The 22,091-nt window shown below is 68.1% G+C and carries 22 protein-coding genes; 10 read left to right on the top strand and 12 right to left on the bottom strand.

The features are described from left to right. Window positions 1-4: 4 nt before the first annotated feature. Complete coding sequence (locus tag QRN67_RS18480) at window positions 5-1,648, bottom strand: DUF4139 domain-containing protein (protein WP_285413033.1); 1,644 nt, start codon at window positions 1,646-1,648, stop codon at window positions 5-7. A 196-nt stretch (window positions 1,649-1,844) separates the two neighbouring features. Here QRN67_RS18480 and QRN67_RS18475 point away from each other — a divergent pair, with 196 nt between their 5' ends. Further along, complete coding sequence (locus tag QRN67_RS18475; protein WP_081271546.1) at window positions 1,845-2,270, top strand: PaaI family thioesterase; 426 nt, start codon at window positions 1,845-1,847, stop codon at window positions 2,268-2,270. Here the strand turns inward: QRN67_RS18475 and QRN67_RS18470 are convergent. Beyond that, entirely contained in the window at window positions 2,200-3,423 is a 1,224-nt protein-coding gene (locus QRN67_RS18470) for an acyltransferase family protein (protein ID WP_285413030.1), read from the bottom strand. The two genes, QRN67_RS18475 and QRN67_RS18470, sit on opposite strands and share 71 nt — an antisense overlap. 154 nt (window positions 3,424-3,577) lie before the next feature. On the opposite strand from QRN67_RS18470, the gene QRN67_RS18465 reads away from it, so the two are divergent. The 5 genes from QRN67_RS18465 to QRN67_RS18445 all read left to right on the top strand — a co-directional run bounded on the left by QRN67_RS18465 (window position 3,578) and on the right by QRN67_RS18445 (window position 8,451). Further along, the gene (locus QRN67_RS18465; protein ID WP_285413029.1) at window positions 3,578-4,480 is read left to right on the top strand and encodes a LytTR family DNA-binding domain-containing protein; all 903 of its coding nucleotides are present in this window, start codon (window positions 3,578-3,580) and stop codon (window positions 4,478-4,480) included. Window positions 4,481-4,632: 152 nt separating this feature from the next. Continuing rightward, window positions 4,633-5,835, top strand: a complete 1,203-nt coding sequence (locus QRN67_RS18460) for an ammonium transporter (protein WP_285413028.1) — start codon at window positions 4,633-4,635, stop codon at window positions 5,833-5,835. A 30-nt stretch (window positions 5,836-5,865) separates the two neighbouring features. Further along, window positions 5,866-7,068 (top strand): Fic family protein, encoded by a 1,203-nt coding sequence (locus tag QRN67_RS18455; RefSeq protein WP_285413026.1) that lies wholly within the window; start codon window positions 5,866-5,868, stop codon window positions 7,066-7,068. Between the two features lie 38 nt (window positions 7,069-7,106). Next, a complete protein-coding gene (locus QRN67_RS18450) occupies window positions 7,107-8,042 on the top strand; it encodes a M14 family metallopeptidase (protein WP_285413025.1) in 936 nt (311 codons plus the stop codon). 13 nt (window positions 8,043-8,055) lie between these two features. Further along, the gene (locus QRN67_RS18445) at window positions 8,056-8,451 is read left to right on the top strand and encodes a DoxX family protein (RefSeq protein ID WP_285413024.1); all 396 of its coding nucleotides are present in this window, start codon (window positions 8,056-8,058) and stop codon (window positions 8,449-8,451) included. On the opposite strand, the gene QRN67_RS18440 is transcribed toward QRN67_RS18445, so the two are convergent. The 4 genes from QRN67_RS18440 to QRN67_RS18425 are packed head-to-tail and all read right to left on the bottom strand — an operon-like array spanning window position 8,448 to window position 10,498. Beyond that, window positions 8,448-8,669, bottom strand: a complete 222-nt coding sequence (locus QRN67_RS18440) for a HepT-like ribonuclease domain-containing protein (protein ID WP_106935066.1) — start codon at window positions 8,667-8,669, stop codon at window positions 8,448-8,450. The two genes, QRN67_RS18445 and QRN67_RS18440, sit on opposite strands and share 4 nt — an antisense overlap. Next, on the bottom strand, window positions 8,666-8,956 hold the full coding sequence (locus QRN67_RS18435; protein WP_285413022.1) for a nucleotidyltransferase family protein: 291 nt from the start codon (window positions 8,954-8,956) through the stop codon (window positions 8,666-8,668). The genes QRN67_RS18440 and QRN67_RS18435 overlap by 4 nt, the downstream gene beginning before the upstream one ends. A 39-nt stretch (window positions 8,957-8,995) precedes the next feature. Next, a complete protein-coding gene (locus QRN67_RS18430) occupies window positions 8,996-9,907 on the bottom strand; it encodes a M23 family metallopeptidase (RefSeq protein ID WP_285413021.1) in 912 nt (303 codons plus the stop codon). A gap of 39 nt (window positions 9,908-9,946) precedes the next feature. Beyond that, window positions 9,947-10,498: a pseudouridine synthase gene (locus QRN67_RS18425; protein ID WP_106935064.1), complete on the bottom strand. Its 552-nt coding sequence runs from the start codon at window positions 10,496-10,498 to the stop codon at window positions 9,947-9,949. Window positions 10,499-10,542: 44 nt separating this feature from the next. On the opposite strand from QRN67_RS18425, the gene QRN67_RS18420 reads away from it, so the two are divergent. After that, on the top strand, window positions 10,543-10,893 hold the full coding sequence (locus QRN67_RS18420; RefSeq protein ID WP_285413020.1) for a hypothetical protein: 351 nt from the start codon (window positions 10,543-10,545) through the stop codon (window positions 10,891-10,893). Between the two features lie 63 nt (window positions 10,894-10,956). On the opposite strand, the gene QRN67_RS18415 is transcribed toward QRN67_RS18420, so the two are convergent. Beyond that, complete coding sequence (locus QRN67_RS18415; RefSeq protein ID WP_081271539.1) at window positions 10,957-12,771, bottom strand: glutamine--tRNA ligase/YqeY domain fusion protein; 1,815 nt, start codon at window positions 12,769-12,771, stop codon at window positions 10,957-10,959. Window positions 12,772-12,918: 147 nt separating this feature from the next. Between QRN67_RS18415 and QRN67_RS18410 the strand changes: the two genes are divergently transcribed. Beyond that, entirely contained in the window at window positions 12,919-13,266 is a 348-nt protein-coding gene (locus QRN67_RS18410; RefSeq protein ID WP_081271540.1) for a hypothetical protein, read from the top strand. An 84-nt stretch (window positions 13,267-13,350) separates the two neighbouring features. Here the strand turns inward: QRN67_RS18410 and QRN67_RS18405 are convergent, their stop codons facing one another. Genes QRN67_RS18405 through QRN67_RS18385 form a run of 5 tightly spaced genes read right to left on the bottom strand, consistent with a single transcriptional unit; the run spans window position 13,351 to window position 17,066 of the window. Further along, window positions 13,351-14,187, bottom strand: coding sequence for a LytR/AlgR family response regulator transcription factor (locus QRN67_RS18405; RefSeq protein ID WP_285413018.1), 837 nt, complete (start codon window positions 14,185-14,187; stop codon window positions 13,351-13,353). A gap of 9 nt (window positions 14,188-14,196) precedes the next feature. After that, window positions 14,197-15,210 (bottom strand): sensor histidine kinase, encoded by a 1,014-nt coding sequence (locus QRN67_RS18400; RefSeq protein ID WP_285413017.1) that lies wholly within the window; start codon window positions 15,208-15,210, stop codon window positions 14,197-14,199. Between the two features lie 53 nt (window positions 15,211-15,263). Continuing rightward, complete coding sequence (locus tag QRN67_RS18395; RefSeq protein WP_285413016.1) at window positions 15,264-15,560, bottom strand: 2TM domain-containing protein; 297 nt, start codon at window positions 15,558-15,560, stop codon at window positions 15,264-15,266. After that, complete coding sequence (locus tag QRN67_RS18390) at window positions 15,557-16,513, bottom strand: sterol desaturase family protein (protein WP_285413015.1); 957 nt, start codon at window positions 16,511-16,513, stop codon at window positions 15,557-15,559. Before QRN67_RS18390 ends, QRN67_RS18395 begins: the two co-directional genes overlap by 4 nt. 31 nt (window positions 16,514-16,544) lie before the next feature. After that, on the bottom strand, window positions 16,545-17,066 hold the full coding sequence (locus QRN67_RS18385; RefSeq protein WP_285413014.1) for a DUF6622 family protein: 522 nt from the start codon (window positions 17,064-17,066) through the stop codon (window positions 16,545-16,547). A gap of 258 nt (window positions 17,067-17,324) precedes the next feature. Between QRN67_RS18385 and QRN67_RS18380 the strand changes: the two genes are divergently transcribed. Then, complete coding sequence (locus QRN67_RS18380; protein ID WP_106935060.1) at window positions 17,325-18,836, top strand: efflux RND transporter periplasmic adaptor subunit; 1,512 nt, start codon at window positions 17,325-17,327, stop codon at window positions 18,834-18,836. A 54-nt stretch (window positions 18,837-18,890) separates the two neighbouring features. Further along, window positions 18,891-22,007 carry an efflux RND transporter permease subunit gene (locus tag QRN67_RS18375; RefSeq protein ID WP_285413013.1) on the top strand — a complete coding sequence of 1,039 codons (3,117 nt, stop codon included), beginning with the start codon at window positions 18,891-18,893 and terminating at the stop codon, window positions 22,005-22,007. Window positions 22,008-22,091: the final 84 nt, after the last annotated feature.

Genomic DNA, 22,091 nt, shown 5'->3' with positions numbered 1-22,091 from the left:
GCGCTCAGCGCATCTGCAGCCGCGCGTCCTTCGGGTAGCCGATGGTGTAGTCGGCCGCCACGCGGGCGGACTTGCCGGGGTCCAGGTCGAAGCGCCACATCGTGAGGCCGGGCTGCTTGTTCCACGACAGGTCGTCGGGCCTGGGCGCGAACTGCGAGCTCACGCGCACCTGCTCGTCGACCGACACCGGCGCGGCTTCCAGCACCTCCACCGTGACCGGCGTGCGGTGGCGGTTCTCGACGACGTAGGCGCGCTGCACCTTGCGCTCGGCGCGCGAGCCGGCGAAGCCGCCGGTGCCCTGGTTGTCGCGCTCGGGCTCGGCCTGCACGCGCACCAGTTCGTCGCGGCCGAAGGACAGCGTCAGGCGGGCATCGGTGGGCGGGCTCCAGCGGCCGTTGCCGACGAAGGCGCCGTCGCGGTACAGCAGCATCGGGCCGGCCGGCCAGACGCCGTCGGGCTGCGCCATGTCGGCGACCAGGAAGGCGCTGGCATCCACGCGCGGGCTGGTGCGGGCGACCAGCCTGGCGGTGTCTTCATGCTGGCCCAGCGCCAGGGTCACGCGCTGGCCGTTGGAGGGCACGTCGATGCTTTGCGGCACTGAAAACTCGGTGGCGAAGCTGCTGTCGAACACGCTCACGTCGAACAGCGGCGCACGGCGCTCCCGCAACTGCCTGGCGCTCTCGGGGGCCATGGCTATCGGCGCGGCGGGCATCGGCGCCAGCTCTTCGTTGCGCGTGCGCGCCGGCGGCGGCGGCGGCTCCACGCCGATGCGCCATGCCGATGGCAGCCTCCCGGTGGTTTCGCGGCGCGGCTGGCCGGTGGAGAGCACCAGCTTCACGCCGCGCCAGTCTTCGCCCGTGGCCTGTGCCACCAGCGCCTGGCGCTCGATGCGGACCTTGCCGGTGCCGCTGTCGAGCAGCGCGCGGTAGCTGGGCGTCCAGCCGGGGCCGTTGACCTGGTAGCTGAGCCTGACGTCGGCGTCCGCGCTGGCCGCCAGCGTGACCGTCACGGCCATCACCTGCTCGCCGCTGCCCTGGGTGCGGGTGCGTTCGGCGAGCAGCGGGTTGAGCTGGCGGTCGATGTCGGTCTGCCGGCGCTGGATCTGGTGTTGCTTGAGCAGCGAGTCCTGCCCGGTGCGGCGCATCGCCTCGGTCATGGCGACGAGGTTGCGCGCATCCATGGGTGCGCGGGCCCCCTGGGGCGCATCGCCGGCGCTGCCGGCCAGGCCCTTGAGGTAGCCGTTGACCATGCCGAGCGCATCGCTCTCGGCCTGCAGCGCGGCCTTCTGGTCCTCGAGTTCGCGGATGCGGCCGTCGAGCGCGCTGCTCGCGCACTGCGCGGAAAGCTCGCGCGCCTCGCCGAGCACCGAGGTCTCGCCGACGCGCACCGATGCGTCGGCCGACACCTGCAGGCTCTGCACGTCCAGCCCGGCGGGCAGGCAGGCGAAGGTAACCGAACGGCTGCCGGCCGCCACCCGCGCCACGCGATCGATGGTGGCGCTGCCGGGATAGACCTTGACCTGGGTGATGCGCGAGCCGGAAAAGCCGGCCGGCTGCGTGGCGGCTTGCCCCTGCGCGCTGAGACTCAGCACCAGCAGGACGGCGGCGCCGGCGGTGGCGCGAAGGAAGACGGAGGTCGATGCTTTCATGGGATGCCTTCGAAGAAAGTGGGACAGACCCCCACTGCTACGGACGGGCCGCGCGAGCGGGGTTAAGGCATCACAAGAAAATTTTCGGCCGCTGTCGCCAAGGCAACCGCCGGCGCGTGGGCGGTCACGCGCGCGACGACGAATGCGAGGGGCGGTTCGTAGAGTGGCCTGCATCGCTTTCAAGGGACTGCACGCCATGCTCGACACCATCCAGGCCATCAACAAGACCGCCGCCTTCAACCGCTGGGCCGGCTTCGAAGTCACGAGCGCCGCCAACGGCGAGGCCGAGCTGCGCATGGACTTCCGCGAGGAAGACATGGGCCAGTACGCAGGCTTCCTGCATGCGGGGATGATCGGCGCGCTGCTCGACACCGTGAGCGGCTTCGCGGCCGCCAGCGTGGCGGGCCGCGTGCTGGCGTCGCATTTCTCGGTGAACTGCATCTCGCCCGCCGTGGGCCGCGCCTTCGTGGCGCGGGGGCGGGTGGTGAAGGCCGGGCGCAAGCAGGTGTTTGCGGCGGCCGAGCTCTATGCGCAGGGCGAGGGCGATGCCCTCAAGCTCGTGGCGACGGGGAACGCCATTCTGGTTCCGGTGGAAGAGGCTGCCGCGAAGCCGGCCGCCTGAGCTTCAGCCCGAACAGCGGCCGCAGCAAGTTGACGCGGCGGATCAGCCCGTCGGTCAGCGCCCAGCAGCCGAAGATGGTGAGCGCCACCAGCAGCGCGGGCTCTACCACCGGCCCGAGCGCGAGCGGGGCCAGCAGCACCGCGCCGATGATGATCAGCGTCTGGTGCAGCACGTACCACGGGTACACCGACTCGTTGGCCCAGCGCAGCCAGGGCCAGGGCCGGTTCAGGTACCGGTGCCCGTAGCCCAGGATGGCCGAGACAGTCAGCCACAGGTAGAGCACGCGCAGCACGTCCATCGACAGCCCCGAGGGCGGCCCGCTGGTGACGGCGCGCAACGTGAAGAAAACGGCGATCACCGCGAGCGCCAGCGCAAGGGACACCCGGCGCAGCCGCTCCAGTTCCTTCCAGACGCCGGTGTCCACGCCCATCCAGTAGCCGTAGAGGAACATCGTGAAGTAGATGCTGTGCAGGTGGAAGTCGCGCACCAGGTTGTGGGTGGCCGGAAAGCGCGAGGCCAGCAGCATCGTCCACAGCAGCAGCGGCACCGTCGGCAGCAACAGCAGCTTCCAGCCGCGCAGTCCGTTGAAGCCGCGCCGCACCCGCTGCCCGGCGGCGGACTTCCATAGCGGCAGCGTCAGCGCCACGATTGCCGTGTAGGTGAACAGGTAAGGCAGGTACCAGAGGTGGTTCCAGGTGATGCCGAACTCCGCGCCGTCGAAGGCCTGCTTCGGCCACGGCGCGCTCATCGACAGGTAGCGCAGCAGGAAGGCGCCGAAGCCCGGCGCCACCATGCCGTTGGCCACGCCCTGCGCATAGGCCTGGTAGGGCACGATCACCGCCATGCCGAAGGCCAGCGGCAGCATCAGCCGCAGGCCCCGGCTGCGCAGCAGCGCCCAGGTGCCCTGGCCGCGGCTCAGGAAGCCCAGCGACACGCCGGAGATGAGGAACACCAGGTCCATGCGCCAGAGGTTGAGCATGGCCATCGGCCAGCGCAGCCATTCGGCCTCGTGAGGGCTCTTGAGGTGCCAGTGCCAGCCGGCCACGTAGTACATGCCCACGTGATAGAGGATGACGAACAGGAATGCCAGCGCGCGCAGGGCGTCGATGTCGTGGCGGCGATGGTCTGGCGGGATGTCGGCGGCGGTGTGCATCTTGGGGCCTCGAATTTGGAAGGCCGCGATGTTCGGCCGCACGGCCCCGCGGCGGCGCGCCGCCGGGACGGATTGCCCCCGCTTTGTGACGAGCGGTGGCCCCCAGGGACGAAATTCGCCGGCCCCAGGGGGCGATTTCGCGAGAATTCCGGGCATGGGCGATCCACGCAAGAACCTCTACGAACGCTACGAGCCGATCCGCCGCTATGTCGAGGTGGGCTTCTGGATCGTGCTGATGACGCTGCAGGCCGCGTTCAGCACCCTGGTCGCGATCGCCGATGTCGGCAATCGCGCGGTGCCGCATGCCCGCTGGGAAGTCGTCACCTGGGAGGTGTCGAGCCACTTCGTGCTGTTGCTGCTGGTGCCGGCACTGGTGGCCATCGAGCGCTGGCTGGCGCCGCTGGCGAGCAGGCACTGGGTCCGGTTCCTGGCCTGGCACCTGGCGGCCAGCGTGGCGGTCAGCGTGGTCCATGTGGCCGGCATGTTCGGGCTGCGCTCGCTGGTCTATTCGATGGTTGGCGAGCACTACGGCTTTTCCAACTGGACCGCCCAGTGGGGCTATGAGTACCTGAAGGACGTGCGGGGGTACGCCAGCATGATCTTCGGCATCTGGGTCTACCGGCGGTTCCTGCTGCGGCTGCAGGGAGAGGCCCGGGTGCTCGATGCGCCGGAGGAAGGGGCGACAGAGGCGGCGCCCTCCGTGCCGGAGACGGCCCCACCGCCGCCCCCGCGCCCCGAACGATTCCTCGTGCGAAAGCTGCGCCGCGAATTCCTCATCGCCGCCACCGACATCGACTGGCTGCAGGCCGAAGGCAACTACGTGGGCCTGCACGTCAACGGCCACGACTACCTGCTCCGCGCCACGCTCACCGACTTCCTGACCCAACTCGACCCCGACCGCTTCGCGCGCGTGCACCGCAGCCACGCCGTGAACCTGGGCCGCGTCAAGGAAATCGAGCCGCTGGACGGCGGCGACGCCAGGCTGCACATGCACGACGGCACCACGGTGCCCTGCAGCCGCCGCTACCGGGACGCACTGCGCGCCGGCGCGGGCTGATCCGGTGCGTGGCCGGGCTGGGAAAGCCCGTTATTGGTTCTTTCTGCACCATCAGAGAGCTTTCAGGCACTTTTTTTGCTTGCTTATGGCGCCGCTCCGAGCAATTCGGGTGCGTTGCACCAAATCAAAACAAAAAACTGCAAGAAGCTTCAATGAACGCACTCAAACAGGGCGCTGACGCGCTCTTCATCCTTCTCGGCGCGATCATGGTGTTGGCCATGCATGCCGGTTTTGCCTTTCTGGAGCTCGGCACCGTCCGAAAGAAGAACCAGGTCAATGCGCTGGTGAAGATCCTGGTCGACTTCTCGGTGTCGACCATCGTGTACTTCCTGGTGGGCTACGGCGTGGCCTATGGCACGCATTTCTTCGTGAGCGCCATCGAACTGTCGGCAAGAAGCGGCTACGAGTTGGTCAAGTTCTTCTTCCTGCTGACCTTTGCCGCAGCCATTCCGGCCATCATCTCGGGCGGCATCGCGGAGCGCGCCAAGTTCTGGCCGCAGCTCATCGCCACGGCGGTGATCGTCGGCTTCGTCTACCCGCTGTACGAAGGCATCGCGTGGAACAAGCACTTCGGCATCCAGGGCTGGATAGCGTCGCTCACCGGCCACGAGTTCCATGACTTCGCGGGCTCGGTGGTGGTGCATGCCGTGGGCGGCTGGCTCGCGCTGCCGGCCGTGCTGCTGCTGGGCGCGCGGCGCAACCGCTACCGGGGCGACGGCTCGCTGAGCGCACACCCGCCGTCGAACATTCCGTTCCTGGCGCTCGGCGCATGGGTGCTGTGCGTGGGCTGGTTCGGCTTCAACGTGATGAGCGCGCAGAGCATCGACAAGATCTCCGGCCTCGTCGCCGTCAACTCGCTGATGGCGATGGTCGGCGGCACGCTGGTCGCGCTGGCCATGGGCAAGAACGACCCCGGCTTCGTCTACAACGGCCCGCTCGCGGGGCTGGTGGCCATCTGCGCCGGCTCCGACCTGATGCACCCGCTGGGCGCGCTGGTGGTGGGCGGCGTGGCCGGCGCGATCTTCGTCAAGATGTTCACGCTGGTGCAGAACAGATGGAAGATCGACGACGTGCTCGGCGTGTGGCCGCTGCACGGCCTGTGCGGCACCTGGGGCGGCATCGCGGCAGGCATCTTCGGCACGCAGGCGCTGGGCGGCATGGGCGGTGTGAACGTGTGGGCGCAGCTCATTGGCACGCTGCTGGGCGTCGTCTGGGCCGGCCTGGCAGGGTGGGCGGTGTACGGCGCGCTGAAGAAGGCGGTCGGGCTGCGGCTGACGCAGGAAGAGGAATACGACGGGGCGGACCTTTCGATCCACCATATTTCGGCGACGCCGGAGCGTGAAGTGAACTGGTAGTCCCGTCTTGCTGAAGCGTATTGTGAGCAAATGCGCTTCATTTTTGAAGCGTATTTGCCTAAGATGCGCTTCATGTGGATTTGGCAAAACAGGAAATGGCCTCGGTTCGAGGTGGACGCGCATGCTTTGCAGCCCGCGCTGGCCGCGGCGCGGCTGGCACAGGGGCGCATGCTGGGCGTGGCCAGCAACCTTCAACTGGTCGACCTTGCCGAACTTCAGCTCGATGAGTGGACACAAGAGGCCATCGCCACCGCGCAGATCGAGGGCGAGACCCTGCAGGTCAATTCGGTGCGTGCTTCCGCTGCCCGGCGGCTGGGGCTGACGCCCGCAAGCCGCGTCCCTCGGGACGAACGCACCGAAGCCACGCTCGACATCGTCGAAGCGGCCCTTGCGCGCTGGCGCGAACCGCTGTTTGAAGAGGCCCTGTTCGATTGGCATGCAGCCCTGTTTCCGAACGGGCGCAGCGGCATCACGCGCATCGTCACCGGGGGGTACCGTGTGCACGAAGAGCCGATGCAGATCGTCACCCCAAGGCTTGGCAAGCCAGACGTGCTGCACTACGAGGCACCGCCTTCGCGCGAAGTGCCGGGCCTCATGAAGGCGCTGCTCGAATGGTTCGAGGCAGGCCGCGAGCAGCCGATGATGGACGGCATCGTCCGCAGCGCCATTGCGCACCTGTGGTTCGAGACCATCCATCCCTTTGAAGACGGCAACGGCCGCATCGGCCGTGCGCTGAGCGACCTGGCGCTCGCACAGGACCTGCGCAGCAATCAGCGGCTTTTCAGCATGTCGCAGCAACTGTGGCTCGACAGAGGGGGCTACTACAGCCAGTTGCAGGTGGCCAGCGCGCAGGACGGCATGGATGTCACGGCGTGGGTGCGCTGGTTTGCAGGCTGTGTCGAGAAAGCCTGTTTGTCGACCGTGGCGCACATCCAGGCGGCAGGCGCCAAGACCAACTTCTGGGTTGCGCTGGATGCCGCGCACCCCGCGCTCACGCCGAGTCAGCGCAAGGTGCTGAACAAGCTGTACGACGCGGGACCCGGCGGGTTTCTTGGCGGCATGAGTACGGAGAAATACGTGGCCATTGCCGGCGTATCGCGTGCCACGGCCTACCGCGAACTGACCGAGCTTGTCGCATCAGGGCTGCTCGAGCGAAACGGGCAAGGCAAGGCGACGCGGTATGCGCTCGTTGACTTGGCGCCGCGGTCTGAAGCAGGAATGCCCGGCCTGTAGCAAACTTGCCGGCTGCTTCGCTCACTCCCCACAGCCCCATGACCCAACTGCCTCCCGCCCTCGAAGTCCTCCCCCGCGACCTCTCCGCCTACCGCAAGGGCAACGTCGGCATCGACTACGTGCACCGCTTCGAGTCGGGCAAGCCCGGCCCGCACGTGCTGATCAACGCGCTCACGCACGGCAACGAGATCTGCGGCATGACCGCCGCCACGCACCTGCTCGACAACAACGTGCGCCCGAAGATCGGCACGCTCACCGTGGCCTTCGCCAACATCGAGGCCTACGAGTCGTTCAAGGAAGAGGCGCCCTTCGACAGCCGCCAGATCGTGCACAACCTGAACCGCATCTGGTCGCCCGAGTGGCTCGACGGCACGGAAGACAGCCCCGAGCTGCGCCGCGCGCGCATCCTGCGCCCGGTGGTGGAGGCGGCCGACCACATCCTCGACATCCATTCGACCAGCCAGCCCGTGGTGCCGTTCTGGGTGTACCCGGCGTTCGAGCGCAACGCCAAGGTCGCGCTGGCCATCGGACGCCCGTCGGTGCACCTGGTGATGCCCGACGGCCTGGGCTCGGGCACGCCGCTGATCCAGTACGGCAGCCATGGCGGCCCGGACGGCAAGGGCGTGGCGATGGTGGTCGAGTGCGGCCAGCACTTCCTGCGCTCGGCGTCGGAGCTCGCGACCGCCGTCACCTACGACTTCCTCGCGTATTTCGGCCTCGTCGACAAGGACCCGGCCACGCCGCCGCCCGAGGCGCAACGCCGCTTCCAGCTGCTGCAGACCTACGTCATCAAGTCGGAAGACTTCGCCTTCGTGCGCCCGCTGATCGGCTTCGAGACCTTTGCCAAGGGCGAGCTGATCGCCACCAACGGCGACGAAGAGATTCGCGCGCTGTGCGACGACTGCACGATCTTCATGCCCGCGCAACGCACGATCGTCGGGCGCGAAGCGGTGTACCTGACCAAGCCGCTGTGAGGCCGGCTGTTCGATGACCACGATGCCCGCCATGAGCCGCTGGCGCTTGGCGGGCCTGGTGTTCGTCTTCCTGTGGTTCGCCATCGGCGGCGTCGCGCATTTCGTGGCGACCGAAGCCGAGATGCAAATCGTGCCGCCCTGGATTCCGTGGCCGCGCGAGACCGTGTGGGTGAGCGGCGTTTTCGAACTGCTGGGCGCGGCCGGTTTGCTGTGGCGGCCGACGCGCCGGGCTGCGGGAGTCGGGCTGTTCCTGCTGACTCTTGCGGTGACGCCCGCGAATGTCTACATGCTGCAGCGGGCGGACTTGTTCGCGAACGTGCCTTACTGGGCGCTGGTGGCGCGGCTGCCTTTGCAGGTGTTGTTGCTGGTGGTGATTGCTTGGAGTACGGCGCGGCCGAAGGCGACTTAGGCGAGCGGGGTCGACTTGGCTATCTGCACGCGAAGCGGCCGCAAATCGTTCTGCACTGTCTGCCAGACGATGGTGTGATCGACAGTGAAATAGCCATGCGAGAGCGCGTTTCGCATTTCGTATGCGATGCGCCAGGGAATTTCAGGGTGCATCGACGAAAACTCCGGATGAATATGGCCCAGATAGTCCACGACTCGCCGCGGATCGCTGCGACTCATAGAGGCACCGCTTCGCGCAGAACACGATCACGGAACTTGGGAGGCAGGCCGGCAGGGGTGAGTACATCCACCTCGATGCCAAGCAGGGTTTTCAGTTCGTAGCGAATGGCGCCAATGTCCATGAGCGTAGTTTGCTCGGTGGGGTCCACCAGCAGATCCAGGTCGCTGTCTGCACCGTCCTCGCCGCGCGATACGGAGCCGAACACCCGAACTCCGCTGACATGGTGACTCAGCGCGATCTCGCGAATGCGAGCACGATGCAGGGACAAGGCTTCCGAAGGGCGCATGGTCGCAGTGTAGTGCTGTGCGGCAATGCCTCGAACGCCTCAAGCCGCAACGAACAAAGCCGGATCCACCATCGCCCGGTTGAGCATCACCGACCAGTGCAGGTGCGGCCCGGTCACCCGCCCGGTCGCGCCGACCGCGGCCAGCTTCTCGCCGGTCTTCAGCACGTCGCCGACCTTCACGTCGACCCGGCTGAGGTGGCAGTACATCGTGAGCAGTCCGCCGCCGTGGTCCAGCCACACGGTGCCGCCGTTGAAGAAATAGTCGCCCGTGTCGATCACCTTGCCGGGCAGCGGCGCCAGCACCGGCGTGCCGGTGCCCGCCGCGATGTCCATGCCGCTGTGCGGATTGCGCGACTGGCCGTTGAACACCCGGCGCAGGCCGAACGAGCTGGAGCGGCGGCCCGGCACGGGCACGCGCATCTGCAGCGCTGCGTCGGGGCGCATGTCGGTGAGCGTGGCCATCACGGCGCTCAGGTGTTCGCGTTCGCGCTCGTAGCGGGCCTGGTCTTCGGGGGCCAGGTCGACGGTGCGCGGGGCGACCGTCAGGCGTTGCTCGCGGTATTGCTTGGGGGCGACGGTGTAGGCGATCTGCCTTTCCGGGCGGCCTTCGGGGCGCACGGTGATGCTGGCCTCACCTGGCCCGGCGGCGAGGGGAATGCCGACCACCGCGGTCCATTCGATGGCGTCGCCCAGCACGAGCAGAGGTATGTCGCCTGCAAAGGCAGCAGGCCGCTTTGCAGCCGGCCCGAGCGACAGGCGGGCCACGCCGCCCGGCACCTGGGATGCGTGCGGCCAGACATCGGCGTGCGCGGGTTGCTGCGCTTTCTTTGGCGAGGCGGCGTTGGCCAGCTGTGAAGCAGGCATCGCGAGCAGGCCGAGGCCGCCGAGCAGGGCAGAGCGGCGATTCAGCATGGAAGGCGCGCGGTCGGAAAAGTCGAAATTGATTGGCATGAATAGATGTCGTTGAAGGTTCTTCGATGCGGGACAGGGTCAGCCGAGCCAGCTCCCCGGCGCCAGCCCTTCGAGCGTGTGCGGCCCGATGGCGGCGCGGATCAGCCGCAGCGTCGGCAGCCCGACGGCCGCCGTCATGCGCCGCACCTGGCGGTTGCGGCCCTCGCGGATCGCCAGTTCGAGCCAAGCGGTGGGGATGCTCTTGCGCTCCCTGATGGGCGGCTGGCGCTCCCACACTTGCGGCGGCGGGTCGAGCAGGCGCGCCCTGGCGGGGCGCGTGGGGCCGTCGTTCAGTTGAACGCCGTTGCACAGCGCAGCAAGCGCCTCTTCGGTCGGCGTGCCTTCCACCTGCACCCAGTAGATCTTTTCCATCTTGAAGCGCGGATCAGCGATGCGTGCCTGCAGCTTGCCGTCGTCGGTGAGCAGCAGCAGGCCTTCGCTGTCGGCGTCGAGCCGGCCGGCCACGTAGACGCCGGGGATGTCGATGAAATCTTTCAAGCCGCGCCAGCGGCCCTCGGGCGTGAACTGGCTGAGGACGCCATAGGGCTTGTTGAAGCGGATCAGGCGGGAAGAAGGGCTCGGAAGGTTCATGAGCCGACAGGATAGCCCGGGTCTGTCCTGCAACATTCGCTGCGGTGGGCGGCTCCAATGGGTTCATCACCAAGGAGAACCCGGAAATGACGATGCGAAGCTCTATTCATCTCGCTTGCGTGGCGGCGGCGGGTTTTCTGATGGCGGCCTGCAGCAGCACGTCCCTGCGCGTCGGCGGCGCGCCCGAGGCGAGCGTCAAGAATTGCGTTGCCGCCGCCGCGCGTGAATTGCGGGTGCCACCGGCCAGCATCGTGGTGGACAGCGGTTCGACGCCGCGCGACGGGGTCTACACGATCAACCTGAAGGTCGGGCCGCAAGCGCGGCCCGCCGTTTGCACCACGGACGAGAACAGCGCGGTGCTGGGCGTGGTCTACAAGCGGCCGGGCGCGTACTGACAAAAGAAAAAAAGCCGGAGCCATCGAGGCCCCGGCTTTCGCCTTGGAGGGACGCGGGCCGCCCTACTTGCCCCAGCTGTCCCGCATGCCCGCTGCGCGGTTGAACACCAGCTTGCCGTCGGCGCCGCCCTTCGAATCGCGCACGAAGTACCCGTGCCGCTCGAACTGGATGCCGACGCCCGGCTCGGCCTTTGCCAGCGAGGGCTCGACGAACGCCGAGCACACTTCCAGGCTGGTCTTGTTCAGTTCGTCCAGCAGCTCGCCGCTGCCCGGGTTGGCTTCCGCGAAGAGCCGTTCGTACAGCCGCACTTCGGCCTGCACCGCATCGGCGGCCGCCACCCAGGTGATGTTGCCCTTCACCTTGATCGCGTCCGCGCCGGGCGTGCCGCTCTTGGTGTCGGGCACCAGCGTGGCCTGCACTTCGACGAGCTTGCCGTCGGCGTCCTTGGTGCCGCCGGTGCATTCGATGACGTGGCCGTACTTCAGCCGCACCTTGTTGCCGGGAAACAGGCGGAAGAAGCCCTTGGGCTGAACTTCTTCGTAGTCGGTGCGCTCGATCCACACTTCGCGGCCGAGCTTGAATTCGCGCTTGCCCATTTCGGGGTGGTGCGGATGCACGGGGGCCGAGCAGTCGTCGAGCGAGTCGTCGCCGCCCATCAGCTCGCCCCAGTTGGTGATGACGAGCTTGACCGGATCGAGCACGGCCATGGCGCGCGGAGCGACGGGGTCGAGGGTGTCGCGCAGCGCGGCCTCGAGGCTGGCGTAGTCGATCCAGCCGCCCGACTTGGTGGTGCCGCTGCGCTCGCAGAACAGGCGCAGCGCCTCGGGCGTGTAGCCGCGGCGGCGCAGGCCGGCGATGGTGGGCATGCGCGGGTCGTCCCAGCCGTCGACGTATTTCTCCTCGACCAGCTGGCGCAGCTTGCGCTTGCTGGTCATCACGTGGGTGACGTTGAGGCGCGCGAATTCATATTGGCGCGGGTGCGGGCTGGCGACGAGGCCGCCTTCGGCGAGGCGGTCGAGCAGCCAGTCGTAGAAGGGGCGCTGGTCTTCGAACTCGAGCGTGCAGATGCTGTGGGTGATCTGCTCCAGCGCGTCTTCGATGGGGTGCGCGTAGGTGTACATCGGGTAGATGCACCACTTGTCGCCGGTGTTGTGGTGGTGGGCACGGCGCACGCGGTACAGCGCGGGGTCGCGCATGTTGATGTTGGTGCTGGCCATGTCGATCTTGGCGCGCAGGATGGCGGCGCCGTCGGCGACCTGGCCGTCGCGCATGGCACGGAAACGCGCCAGGTTTTCCTCGGGCGTGCGGGTGCGGAAGGGGCTGTCGGTGCCGGGCGTGTTGAAGTCGCCGCGGTTCGCGCGCACTTCGTCGGCGGTCTGCTCGTCCACGTAGGCGAGGCCGGCGCCGATGAGGTATTCGGCGGCCTCGTACATGAAGTCGAAGTAGTTGCTCGCGAAGTACTCGTGCTCCTGCAGCGTGCCGGGCGCGCTGGGGCGGTCGGCCAGGTAGGTTTCGTAGCCGAGCCATTTCACCGCGTCGCGGATGGAGTCGACGTATTCCTGGTCTTCCTTCTCGGGGTTGGTGTCGTCGAAGCGCAGGTGGCACACGCCGCCGTATTCCTTGGCCAGCTCGAAGTTGAGCCAGATGCTCTTGGCGTGGCCGATGTGCAGGTAGCCATTGGGTTCGGGCGGGAAGCGCATGCGCACCTTGGCCGGATCGGCCATGCCCTGGGCGTGGTGGGCGGCGCTGCCGGGCGATCCGCCCCACTTGCGGCCTGCGTAGGCGCCCTGTGCGAGGTCGTTCTCGATCACGTGGCGCAGGAAATTGCTCGGTGCAGCGGTCGTTTTGGCGCCGTTTTTGTCGGTCGGGGAGGTCATTGCGGCATTCTAGAGGGCGCCCTTTGGGCGTTACCTTTGGCAACTCTCTTCACATTGGCGGGTGCACCCCGTTTGCATTTGCCGCGTTCAATACGTACATGGGCGGTTCAGACCCGAACGCAGCGCCCCAAACAAGGAGTCCACATCATGAGCCTCACACGTTCTACTTTCTTCAAATGGGCCGCCGCAGGTGTCGTGGCAGCCGGTGCACTGTTTGCGGCCACCTCGGCCAGCGCTCGCAGCGACGTGAGTTGGTCGATCGGCGTCGGCGTGCCAGGCGTGGCTGTCGGCGTGGGCAACCCGGGCTATTACCCGGCTCCGGCCCCTGTGTACGTGCCGCCGGCACCCGTCTACTACGCGCCGCCGGCCCCGGTCTATTACAACCCGCCGCCGGTGTATTACCGTCCGGCCCCGGTCTACTACGGCCCGCCGGCCTATTACGGCCCGCGCTACTACGGTCGTGGCTACTACCGCGGTCATGGCCACTGGCGCTAATTAGCAACGGCTTTTGTGACTGAATGAAAAACCGGCCCTCGCGAGGGCCGGTTTTTTTTCATGGGTGCGGCGGAAGCCGGCTTTTCACATGGCGCGAAACAGGTGGGCGTAAAGGCGGCTGACCGGTATCTTCTCGGCGCGCCCGCGCAGCATGAGGTGCATCTTGCCGGCCTCGTCGCGGTGCACCGACTCGATGGCCGCGCTGCGCACCACCACCGCCCGGTGCACCTGCCAGAAGGTGTCGGCGTCGAGCTGGGGCAGCAGCTGCTTCAGCGGCGTGCGGATCAGGTATTCGTGCGTGGCGGTCAGCACGCGCAGGTATTTGTCCGCGGCTTCGAAATACAGAACCTCGTCGATGGGCACCATGCGCACGGTGCTGCCGCCGGCGTCGCTGGCGGCAATCATGCGCAGCGGGGCGGCCGGCGGTGCGACGGCTTCGGCGCCCGCGCCCGCGGCGCTCAGCACCTGGCGCCATTGGGCGAGGGTGCGCTCGAGGGCCTCGTCGGCCACGGCGGGCGTGGCCGCGGGCTGCCGGGCGGCCAGCGCCTGCTGCAGCCGGGCCACGGTCTTGCGCAGCCGCTGCGGTTGCACCGGCTTGAGCACGTAGTCGATGGCCTGGGCCTCGAAGGCGCGCGCGGCGTATTCGTCATAGGCCGTGACGAACACCAGCTGCGGCATCGGCGCCTGGTCGGCAGGCCAGCAGTCGGCCAGTTCGGCGACGGCGCCCAGGCCGTCCAGGCCGGGCATGCGGATGTCGAAGAACAGCACCTGCGGCAGCAGGCGCAGCGCCTCGCGCACGGCGCTGCGGCCGTCTCCCGCGATGGCGACGACCTGCAGTTCGGGCCAGGCGGCGGCCAGTTCGGCCTTGAGGGCTTGTGCGAGCAGGGGCTCGTCTTCGGCAATGAGGGCTGTCGGGGTCATCCTGGAATCTCAAACGGGCAGGGGGAAATTCAAAGTTGCGCAGGTGCCGCCAGTGCCGCCGGGCGCCAGGCGAAGGGCGCCTTGCGCGCCATACACGGTGGCCAGCCGCTCGCGCACCTGCTCCAGCCCGAAACTGCTGCCCTCGGAGGGCGGCGCGCCATCGAGGCCGACGCCGGTGTCTATCACTTCGATGACCAGCTGGCCTGCGTCCCGGCGCGCACGCACGGTGATTTCCCCGCCTTCCACCTTGGGCTCGAGCCCGTGGCGGATGCTGTTCTCGACCAGCGGCTGCAGCAGCAGCGGCGGCACGGGAACGTCGCGCAATGCTTCGGGCAGGTCGAGCGTGTAGCGCAGGCGCTCGCCCATGCGCACCGACATCAGTTCGAGGTAGTCGGCCAGCCGGTCGAATTCTGCCGACAGCGGATGCGACAGCGTCCTCGAGCCGCTGAGCGTCATGCGCAGGTAGCTGTTGAGCCGGTCGAGCATGGCCACGGCGCGCGCCGGGTCGACGGTGATCAGCACCCGCAGGTTGGCCAGGGTGTTGAACAGCATGTGCGGCTCCAGCTGCGTTTCGAGCAGCTTGAGCCGTGCCTCGGTGGCGTTGCGCTGGGCCACCTCGATCTGGCTCTGCATGTGCTTGCTCTTGCCGAGGCTGTAGAAGAAGAAGCACATGCAGACCGTGGCGACGATGGTGATGACGGCGGCGGTGGCCAGCTTGTGGCCCCGGATGTCGAGAAAGTCGAACGCGGGCGCACCGACCCATGCGTCGCCGATGAGGTTGCCGACGAAAAAGCCGACGAACACGCCCGCCACCACCAGCAGCAGGCCCCAGGGGCCGCCGGGCCAGTGGATTTCATGGTGCCCGGTGAGGAGAAGCCGGCCGCAGTCGATGAACAACCAGCTCACCGTGCCGATCGACAGCGAATAGACCAGGTGCGCGGCCCAGCCGCCGCCTTCGGTGATGGTGAGCGCCGTGGCAATGAGGCAGCAGAAGACCGCGGTGATCAGGCCATGCCGGAGCATGTCCCGCAGGTTTGCCGACCCGAACCGGGGAAGTGGCGGGGCCTGCTCCAGGCTCACCCGCGGTCCCCGGCGCCCAGCGCGCGGCGCTCGCGTTCCACCAGGCGGTCGTAGAAGCCGCCGCCGGGCGCGATGAACCAGACCACCGCGCCGTGGATCAGCAGCCCCAGGCCCCAGCCCATGAGCGGATACATGGCCCAGCTGCGCCCGTTGGCGGCCGAGATCGTGACCAGGCCCACATTCACCAGCACGTAGACGAAAGCGTGGATGTACCAGCCCATCTTGGCGCCGGCCCGGCGGCGGGCGAGGCGTTCGACGTCGGAGGGCCGGGTGGTGTCGGAGGAGGGATTCATGACAGCTCCTTGTTGTACTGGACAGGAATGAAATCAGGGGTCGTCGACGGGGCCGGAGGCGTTGCCTGCAGGGCCGCGCGCCGTCTCAGTTCTTCCGTGGTGTCGCCGGGGCCGTCGGGCTTCCAGCCCGGCGGCTTCACGAGATAGCCCACGAAGGCGCGCACCGATCGCGCCGAGGCCAGGTCGCGGAACAGCGAGCGCCAGTGCGTGAACTCGATCTCGAGGATGTTGTTCGTGGTGATCGGGTTCACCAGCCCGTAGCGGCAGGGCAGGTCGGCGCGCTCGGGAATGTAGGTGCCGAACAGCCGGTCGAACACGATCAGCACGCCGCCGTAGTTGCCGTCGAGGTATTCCAGGTTCGACGCATGGTGCACGCGGTGTGCCGAGGGCGTGTTCAGAAACCATTCCAGCGGGCCGAGGCGCGGAATCCATGTCGCGTGGATCCAGAACTGGTACAGCAGGTTGAGCGTGAGCATCAGCAGGATCACCTTCGGCGGCATGCCCAGCAGCGGGGCCAGCATGAAGAAGGCCAGGGTGCCGGTGAGGCGGCCGGTCCAGCCGAAGCGGTAGGCGGCCGACAGGTTCAGCTGGTTCGGCGAATGGTGGATGGCATGGGTGCACCAGAACCAGCGCACCCGGTGCGCCGCGCGGTGGTACCAGTAATAGCAGAACTCCTGGCCGATGAAGCAGGCGGCCCAGCCGGTCCAGTGGTCCATCGGCAGCGTGAACAGGCGGTGGGCATAGAACCAGTCCATGGCGCCGGTCCAGAAGGCCAGCGGCAACAGCCAGCGCAGCGGGTATTCGCGCACCAGGAAGTCGACCACCGAGACGCCGGACGCCTTCCAGTCGTAGCTGCGGCAGCCGTTGCGCAGGGAAAGCACCAGCGCTTCGGCGATGGAGGCGACGAGCACCACCGTGACGGAGATCTTGAGAATGAGCAAGAGCGCGTTCATGGTGGCAGTTCCTTGGGGCCGGTTGCCGATATTAGGCGGCGCGCACGCCGGCCGACATGGCGTCAGTACGGATGGCGAGCTTCCACAGGCGTGCCGCGCGGGCCACGAAGACGCCGGTGAAGGCGCCGTACAGCGTCGGCACCACGATGCCGAAGGCAGCCTGGTGGCCCAGCTCGGGGTGCATGGCCAGGGCCGCGCCCACCACGTACTTGGTCAGGAAGATGCCCATCATGAGCATCAGCGGCACCGGGCTGCCGGCCACGTGGAAGCGGCGCTCGGCGGCGTCGTAGCGGGTGGCCGCGGGCAGCGGGCGCTGCAGCACCAGCGCCAGCAGCACGGCAGCGGCCAGTGCCCAGCCGAGCAGCGCGCCGAACGATTCGCCGAAGACCGAGATCACGCCGTAAAGCGACAGGCCGCCCATGGCGACTGGCATCAGCGTGACCCGGGACAGGCTCACTTCGTTGGTGAGCAGCTGCCTGGCGCCGAGCCAGAGCAGGAGGAAGAAAACGGCGAACACCCACTTGGGCGTATGGAGGATGACTTGCATCAGCATGGTGGCGCTCCGTTGAAAGATGAAGAAAAGCCGAAGGGCGGGAGAAAAATCGATGGAGCGGACTTTGCCGGGCCCGACCCCTGCCGGCCACCGGCGTGCGACGAAATGCCGGGCGGCGGCGCGAACTGCGCCAGGCGGGCGTGAACTGCTGCGGCACCGGCGGCAGCTTTACCGACGCTTTACGGCGCAGCAAACTCCGCGGCTACCATTCCGCGCTGTACTCTAGGTCGAACCTCGCCCCCTTCGCACGCACAGCCCATGGAACAAGAAAAACCACCCGAGCCCCTGCCCGCCAACGTGTCTCCCACACATCCACAGGTGCGCAGGCGTCGCTGGGTCGGGGCGTTGCTGACGCTGCTGTTGCTCGCGGCCCTGGGGGGCGGTGCGTGGTACCTGATCCAGCGCGCGAAGACGCCCGCGGGTGCGCCGGGCGCGGCCCCTGGCGGGCGCCCGGGCGGTGCGGGTGGCCCGGGTGCACGCGGCGGCGGTGGCGGCGGTCCCGGCGGCCCCGGCGGCGCGGCCGTCAGCACGGTCGGCATCGCGACGGCCAGGCAGGCCGACATCCCGGTGCAGCTCGAGGCGCTGGGCACGGTCACGCCGCTGGCCAACGTGGTGGTGCAGCCCCAGGTGTCGGGCGTGCTCACCGCGGTGCTCTTCCAGGAAGGGCAGATGGTCAGGAAGGGCGACGTGCTGGCCACCATCGATCCGCAGCCGTTCCAGAACGCGCTGGCGCAGGCCAGCGGTGCACGCCAGCGCGACGAGGCCCAGCTGGCGGCGGCGCGCGTCACGTTGTCGCGCTACCAGACCCTGCTCGGGCAGGACTCCATCGCGCGGCAGGACGTCGACACCCAGGCCGCGCTGGTCAAGCAGCTCGAAGGCACCGTGGCCATCGACCGCGCCAACGAGAACACCGCGAAGCTCAACCTCACCTGGAGCCGCATCACCGCGCCGGTGAGCGGGCGCATCGGCCTGCGGCCGGTGGACGCGGGCAACTACATCTCGACCGGCGCCACCAACGGCATCGCCACCATCACCCAGATCGCGCCGATCGACGTCGAATTCGCGATACCGCAAGACCGCGTGCCCGAAGTGCAGGACCGCCTGGCCCAGGGCGCGAAGCTCGACGCCACCGCCTTCGACCGCACGCGCACGCGCAGGCTCGCCACCGGCACCTTCGCCACGCTCGACAACCTGGTCGACACCGCGACCGGCACCGTCAAGGCCAAGGCCCGCTTCTCCAATGCCGACAACGCGCTGTTCCCGAACCAGTTCGTCAACCTGCGGCTGCTGCTGCGCACCGTGAGCGGCGCGGTGGTGGTGCCGGTGACGGCACTGCGCCACGGGCCCAACGGCGACTACGTGTACGTGCTGAAGGACGACAGCACCGTGGCGCAGCGCACGGTGACGCGCGGCGAGTCGAGCGTCGACAACGTCGCGATCACCTCCGGCCTCGCGGCCGGCGAGCAGGTCGTGACCGAGGGCGGCGACCGCCTGAAGGACGGCGCGCGGGTGCAGACCACGGTCGACCGGCCGGCGGCACCGCCGGCGGGCGCGGCCTCCGGGGAGCGCCGCGGGCATCGCGGCGAGCGCGGCGGTGCTGGCGGAGGTGGCCGGCGAGAAGGTGGCGCGGGCGGCGCGGGCGGCGCGGAAGGCGCGGGCACGCGGCAGCGGCCGGCTTCAACCGACTCGGCCACCCCATCTGTGCCTCCGGCCGCGCCCGCGGTGCAGCCGGGCACGCCGCCCGCCGCGCCCGGCGGCACGATGCGCTGACCGATAGCGCTCCAGACAGACAGACAGACAGACCGACCGCAAGCGCCGCGACCGATGAGTCCCTCACGCCCGTTCATTCTTCGACCGGTGGCGACTTCGCTGCTGATGGTCGCCATCGTGCTGGCCGGCCTGGTGGCGTTCCGCTTCCTGCCGCTGTCGGCCCTGCCGCAGGTCGACTACCCGACCATCCAGGTGCAGACGCTCTACCCCGGGGGCAGCCCCGAGGTCATGAGCAACACCGTCACCGCGCCGATGGAACGCCAGTTCGGCCAGATGTCGGGGCTCGACCGCATGAGCTCGACCAGCGCGGCCGGCGTGTCGATCATCACGCTGCAGTTCTCGCTCGGCCAGACGCTGGACGTGGCCGAGCAGGAGGTGCAGGCCGCCATCAACGCCGGCGGCTCGCTGCTGCCGGCCGACCTGCCGGCGCCGCCGGTGTACGCCAAGGTCAACCCGGCCGACGCGCCGGTGCTCACGCTGTCCATCACCTCCGACACGCTGCCGCTCACCGAGGTGCAGAACCTGGTCAACACCCGGCTCGCGCAGAAGATCAGCCAGGTCTCCGGCGTGGGGCTGGTGTCGCTGAGCGGCGGGCAGCGCCCGGCGGTGCGCATCCAGGCCAACACGCAGGCGCTGGCCACCAACGGCATCGGGCTGGACACGCTGCGCACCGCCATCGCGGCGGCCAACTCCAACGGCGCCAAGGGCAGCTTCGACGGCCCCAAGCGCTCCTACACCATCAACTCGAACGACCAGCTGCTCACGGTCGAGGACTACAAGAACCTCATCGTCTCGTACAAGAACGGCGCGCCGATCCGCATGGTCGACGTGGCCCAGGTGGTCAACAGCGCCGAGAACACCCAGCTCAGCGCCTGGGCCGGCAGCAAGGTCGACGGCAGCACCAGGCTGACCCCGGCCATCATCATGAACGTGCAGCGCCAGCCCGGCGCCAACGTGATCGCCACGGTCGACGCCATCAAGGCGCAGCTGCCCGAGCTGCAGGCCGGCCTGCCCACCGGGCTGAACATCTCCGTGCTGAGCGACCGCACGGCCGGCATCCGCGCCTCGGTGGAGCACGTCGAGATGGAGCTGGTGCTGGCCGTGGTGCTGGTGGTGCTGGTGATCTTCGCCTTCCTGGGCAGCCTGCGCGCCACCGTCATCGCCAGCATCGCGGTGCCCATTTCGCTCATCGGCACCTTCGGGCTGATGTACCTGCTGGGCTACAGCCTGAACAACCTGAGCCTGATGGCGCTGACCATCGCCACCGGCTTCGTGGTGGACGACGCGATCGTGATGATCGAGAACATCGCGCGCTACATCGAGGAGGGCGAAAAACCGCTGCAGGCCGCCTTCAAGGGCGCCACGCAGATCGGCTTCACCATCATCTCGCTGACGGTGTCGCTCATCGCGGTGCTGATTCCGCTGCTGTTCATGGGCGACGTGGTGGGCCGGCTGTTCCGCGAGTTCGCGGTGACGCTGGCCATCACCATCCTGATTTCGGCGGTGGTGTCGCTCACGCTGGTGCCGATGATGTCGGCGCGCTGGCTAAAGCACGAGCCGAAGCGCGACACCGCCAGCCAGGGCATCGGCGCGCGCGCGCAGCGCTTCTTCGACGGCGTGATGGTGCGCTACGACCGCTCGCTGCACTGGGTGATCGACCACCAGCCGCTCACGCTGCTGGTCGCGCTGCTCACCATGGTGCTCACGGTGGTGCTGTACCTCTCGATTCCGAAGGGCCTGTTCCCGACGCAGGACACCGGGCAGCTGCAGGCGCGCATCCAGGCCGCGCAGGACGTGTCCTTCGACCGCATGGCGCAGCTGCAGCAGCAGGCGGCGCACGCGATCCTCGAAGACGCCGACGTGGAGAACCTCAGCTCCTTCGTGGGCGTGGACGCGGCCAACAACACCATGCTTCACACCGGCAGCATGCTGATCAACCTGAAGCCCGGCCACGACAACCAGCAGAAGATCATGGACCGGCTGCGCGAGCGCGTGCGCGGCGTGGCCGGCGTCACGCTCTACCTGCAGCCCACGCAAGACCTGACCATCGACGCCGAGACCGGCCCGACCGAATACCGCGTGTCGCTCGAAGGCGTGGACAGCGCCGCCATCACCCAATGGATGACGAAGCTGGTGGCGCGGCTGCAGACCTCCGACAAGGTGCGCAACGTGAGCAGCGACGCGGGCGCGCAGGGCCTGGCGGCCTTCGTGAACGTGAACCGCGACACGGCCGCGCGACTGTCGATCACCGCGAGCACGGTGGACGACGCGCTCTACAGCGCCTTCGGCCAGCGCATCGTCTCGACCATCTTCACCGAGACCAACCAGTACCGGGTGATCCTCGAGGCCATGCCGGGCATGGTGAACACGCCGCAGAGCCTGGGCCAGCTCAGCCTGATTGCCGGCTCGGGCACGGCCACGCCGCTTTCGGCCATTGCCAACATCAGCGAGCAGCAGGCACCGCTGCAGATCACGCACGTGGCGCAGTACCCGGCCAGCACGCTGAACTTCGACACCGCGCCGGGCGTGTCGCTCGGCTCCTCGGTCGACGCCATCCGCGCGGCGGCCAAGGAAATCGGGTTGCCCAGCAGCATCACCATGAGCTTCCTGGGCGCCTCGGGCGCTTACGAGCGCTCGCTGTCGAACCAGCTCTGGCTCATTCTGGCGGCGGTGGTGTGCGTCTACATCGTGCTGGGCGTGCTGTATGAAAGCTACGTGCATCCGCTCACCATTTTGTCGACGCTGCCCTCGGCCGGCGTGGGGGCGCTGCTGGCGCTCATGATCACCGGCAACGACCTGGGGGTGATCGGCATCATCGGCATCATCCTGCTGATCGGCATCGTCAAGAAGAACGCGATCATGATGATCGACTTCGCCATCGACGCCGAGCGCAACCAGGGCAAGTCTGCGCGCGAGGCGATCCACCAGGCAGCGCTGCTGCGCTTGCGGCCCATTCTCATGACCACGCTGGCCGCGCTGTTCGCCGCCGTGCCGCTGATGCTGAGCTTCGGCGACGGCGCCGAGCTGCGGCGCCCGCTGGGCCTGGCCATCTTCGGCGGGCTGATCGTGAGCCAGCTGCTCACGTTGTTCACCACGCCGGTGATCTATCTCGCGTTCGACCGGCTGGGTGGGGGAAGCACCCGGCGCACGATCGAGGAGGAAGCGGCTTGAACCGTTTGGCTGCTTGCCGGTTTGTTTTTCCGGGGCCGGGACTCGCCCCGGCGGGCGACTCACTTTCTTTTGCTTCGCCAAAAG

The sequence above is a fragment of the Variovorax sp. efr-133-TYG-130 genome, assembly GCF_030208835.1.
In the GTDB taxonomy this organism is placed as follows: domain Bacteria; phylum Pseudomonadota; class Gammaproteobacteria; order Burkholderiales; family Burkholderiaceae_C; genus Variovorax.
Note: the sequence above shows the minus strand (reverse complement) of the source record. Positions and strands in the feature narration are given on the sequence as shown.

Excerpts from the sequence above, each read along its gene's own strand:
- QRN67_RS18480 (WP_285413033.1), bottom strand. The coding sequence starts at position 1,648 with ATGAAAGCATCGACCTCCGTCTTCCTTCGCGCCACCGCCGGCGCCGCC.
- QRN67_RS18475 (WP_081271546.1), top strand. The coding sequence starts at position 1,845 with ATGCTCGACACCATCCAGGCCATCAACAAGACCGCCGCCTTCAACCGC.
- QRN67_RS18470 (WP_285413030.1), bottom strand. The coding sequence starts at position 3,423 with ATGCACACCGCCGCCGACATCCCGCCAGACCATCGCCGCCACGACATC.
- QRN67_RS18465 (WP_285413029.1), top strand. The coding sequence starts at position 3,578 with ATGGGCGATCCACGCAAGAACCTCTACGAACGCTACGAGCCGATCCGC.
- QRN67_RS18460 (WP_285413028.1), top strand. The coding sequence starts at position 4,633 with ATGAACGCACTCAAACAGGGCGCTGACGCGCTCTTCATCCTTCTCGGC.
- QRN67_RS18455 (WP_285413026.1), top strand. The coding sequence starts at position 5,866 with ATGCGCTTCATTTTTGAAGCGTATTTGCCTAAGATGCGCTTCATGTGG.
- QRN67_RS18450 (WP_285413025.1), top strand. The coding sequence starts at position 7,107 with ATGACCCAACTGCCTCCCGCCCTCGAAGTCCTCCCCCGCGACCTCTCC.
- QRN67_RS18445 (WP_285413024.1), top strand. The coding sequence starts at position 8,056 with ATGACCACGATGCCCGCCATGAGCCGCTGGCGCTTGGCGGGCCTGGTG.
- QRN67_RS18440 (WP_106935066.1), bottom strand. The coding sequence starts at position 8,669 with ATGAGTCGCAGCGATCCGCGGCGAGTCGTGGACTATCTGGGCCATATT.
- QRN67_RS18435 (WP_285413022.1), bottom strand. The coding sequence starts at position 8,956 with ATGCGCCCTTCGGAAGCCTTGTCCCTGCATCGTGCTCGCATTCGCGAG.
- QRN67_RS18430 (WP_285413021.1), bottom strand. The coding sequence starts at position 9,907 with ATGCCAATCAATTTCGACTTTTCCGACCGCGCGCCTTCCATGCTGAAT.
- QRN67_RS18425 (WP_106935064.1), bottom strand. The coding sequence starts at position 10,498 with ATGAACCTTCCGAGCCCTTCTTCCCGCCTGATCCGCTTCAACAAGCCC.
- QRN67_RS18415 (WP_081271539.1), bottom strand. The coding sequence starts at position 12,771 with ATGACCTCCCCGACCGACAAAAACGGCGCCAAAACGACCGCTGCACCG.
- QRN67_RS18410 (WP_081271540.1), top strand. The coding sequence starts at position 12,919 with ATGAGCCTCACACGTTCTACTTTCTTCAAATGGGCCGCCGCAGGTGTC.
- QRN67_RS18405 (WP_285413018.1), bottom strand. The coding sequence starts at position 14,187 with ATGACCCCGACAGCCCTCATTGCCGAAGACGAGCCCCTGCTCGCACAA.
- QRN67_RS18400 (WP_285413017.1), bottom strand. The coding sequence starts at position 15,210 with ATGCTCCGGCATGGCCTGATCACCGCGGTCTTCTGCTGCCTCATTGCC.
- QRN67_RS18395 (WP_285413016.1), bottom strand. The coding sequence starts at position 15,560 with ATGAATCCCTCCTCCGACACCACCCGGCCCTCCGACGTCGAACGCCTC.
- QRN67_RS18390 (WP_285413015.1), bottom strand. The coding sequence starts at position 16,513 with ATGAACGCGCTCTTGCTCATTCTCAAGATCTCCGTCACGGTGGTGCTC.
- QRN67_RS18385 (WP_285413014.1), bottom strand. The coding sequence starts at position 17,066 with ATGCTGATGCAAGTCATCCTCCATACGCCCAAGTGGGTGTTCGCCGTT.
- QRN67_RS18380 (WP_106935060.1), top strand. The coding sequence starts at position 17,325 with ATGGAACAAGAAAAACCACCCGAGCCCCTGCCCGCCAACGTGTCTCCC.
- QRN67_RS18375 (WP_285413013.1), top strand. The coding sequence starts at position 18,891 with ATGAGTCCCTCACGCCCGTTCATTCTTCGACCGGTGGCGACTTCGCTG.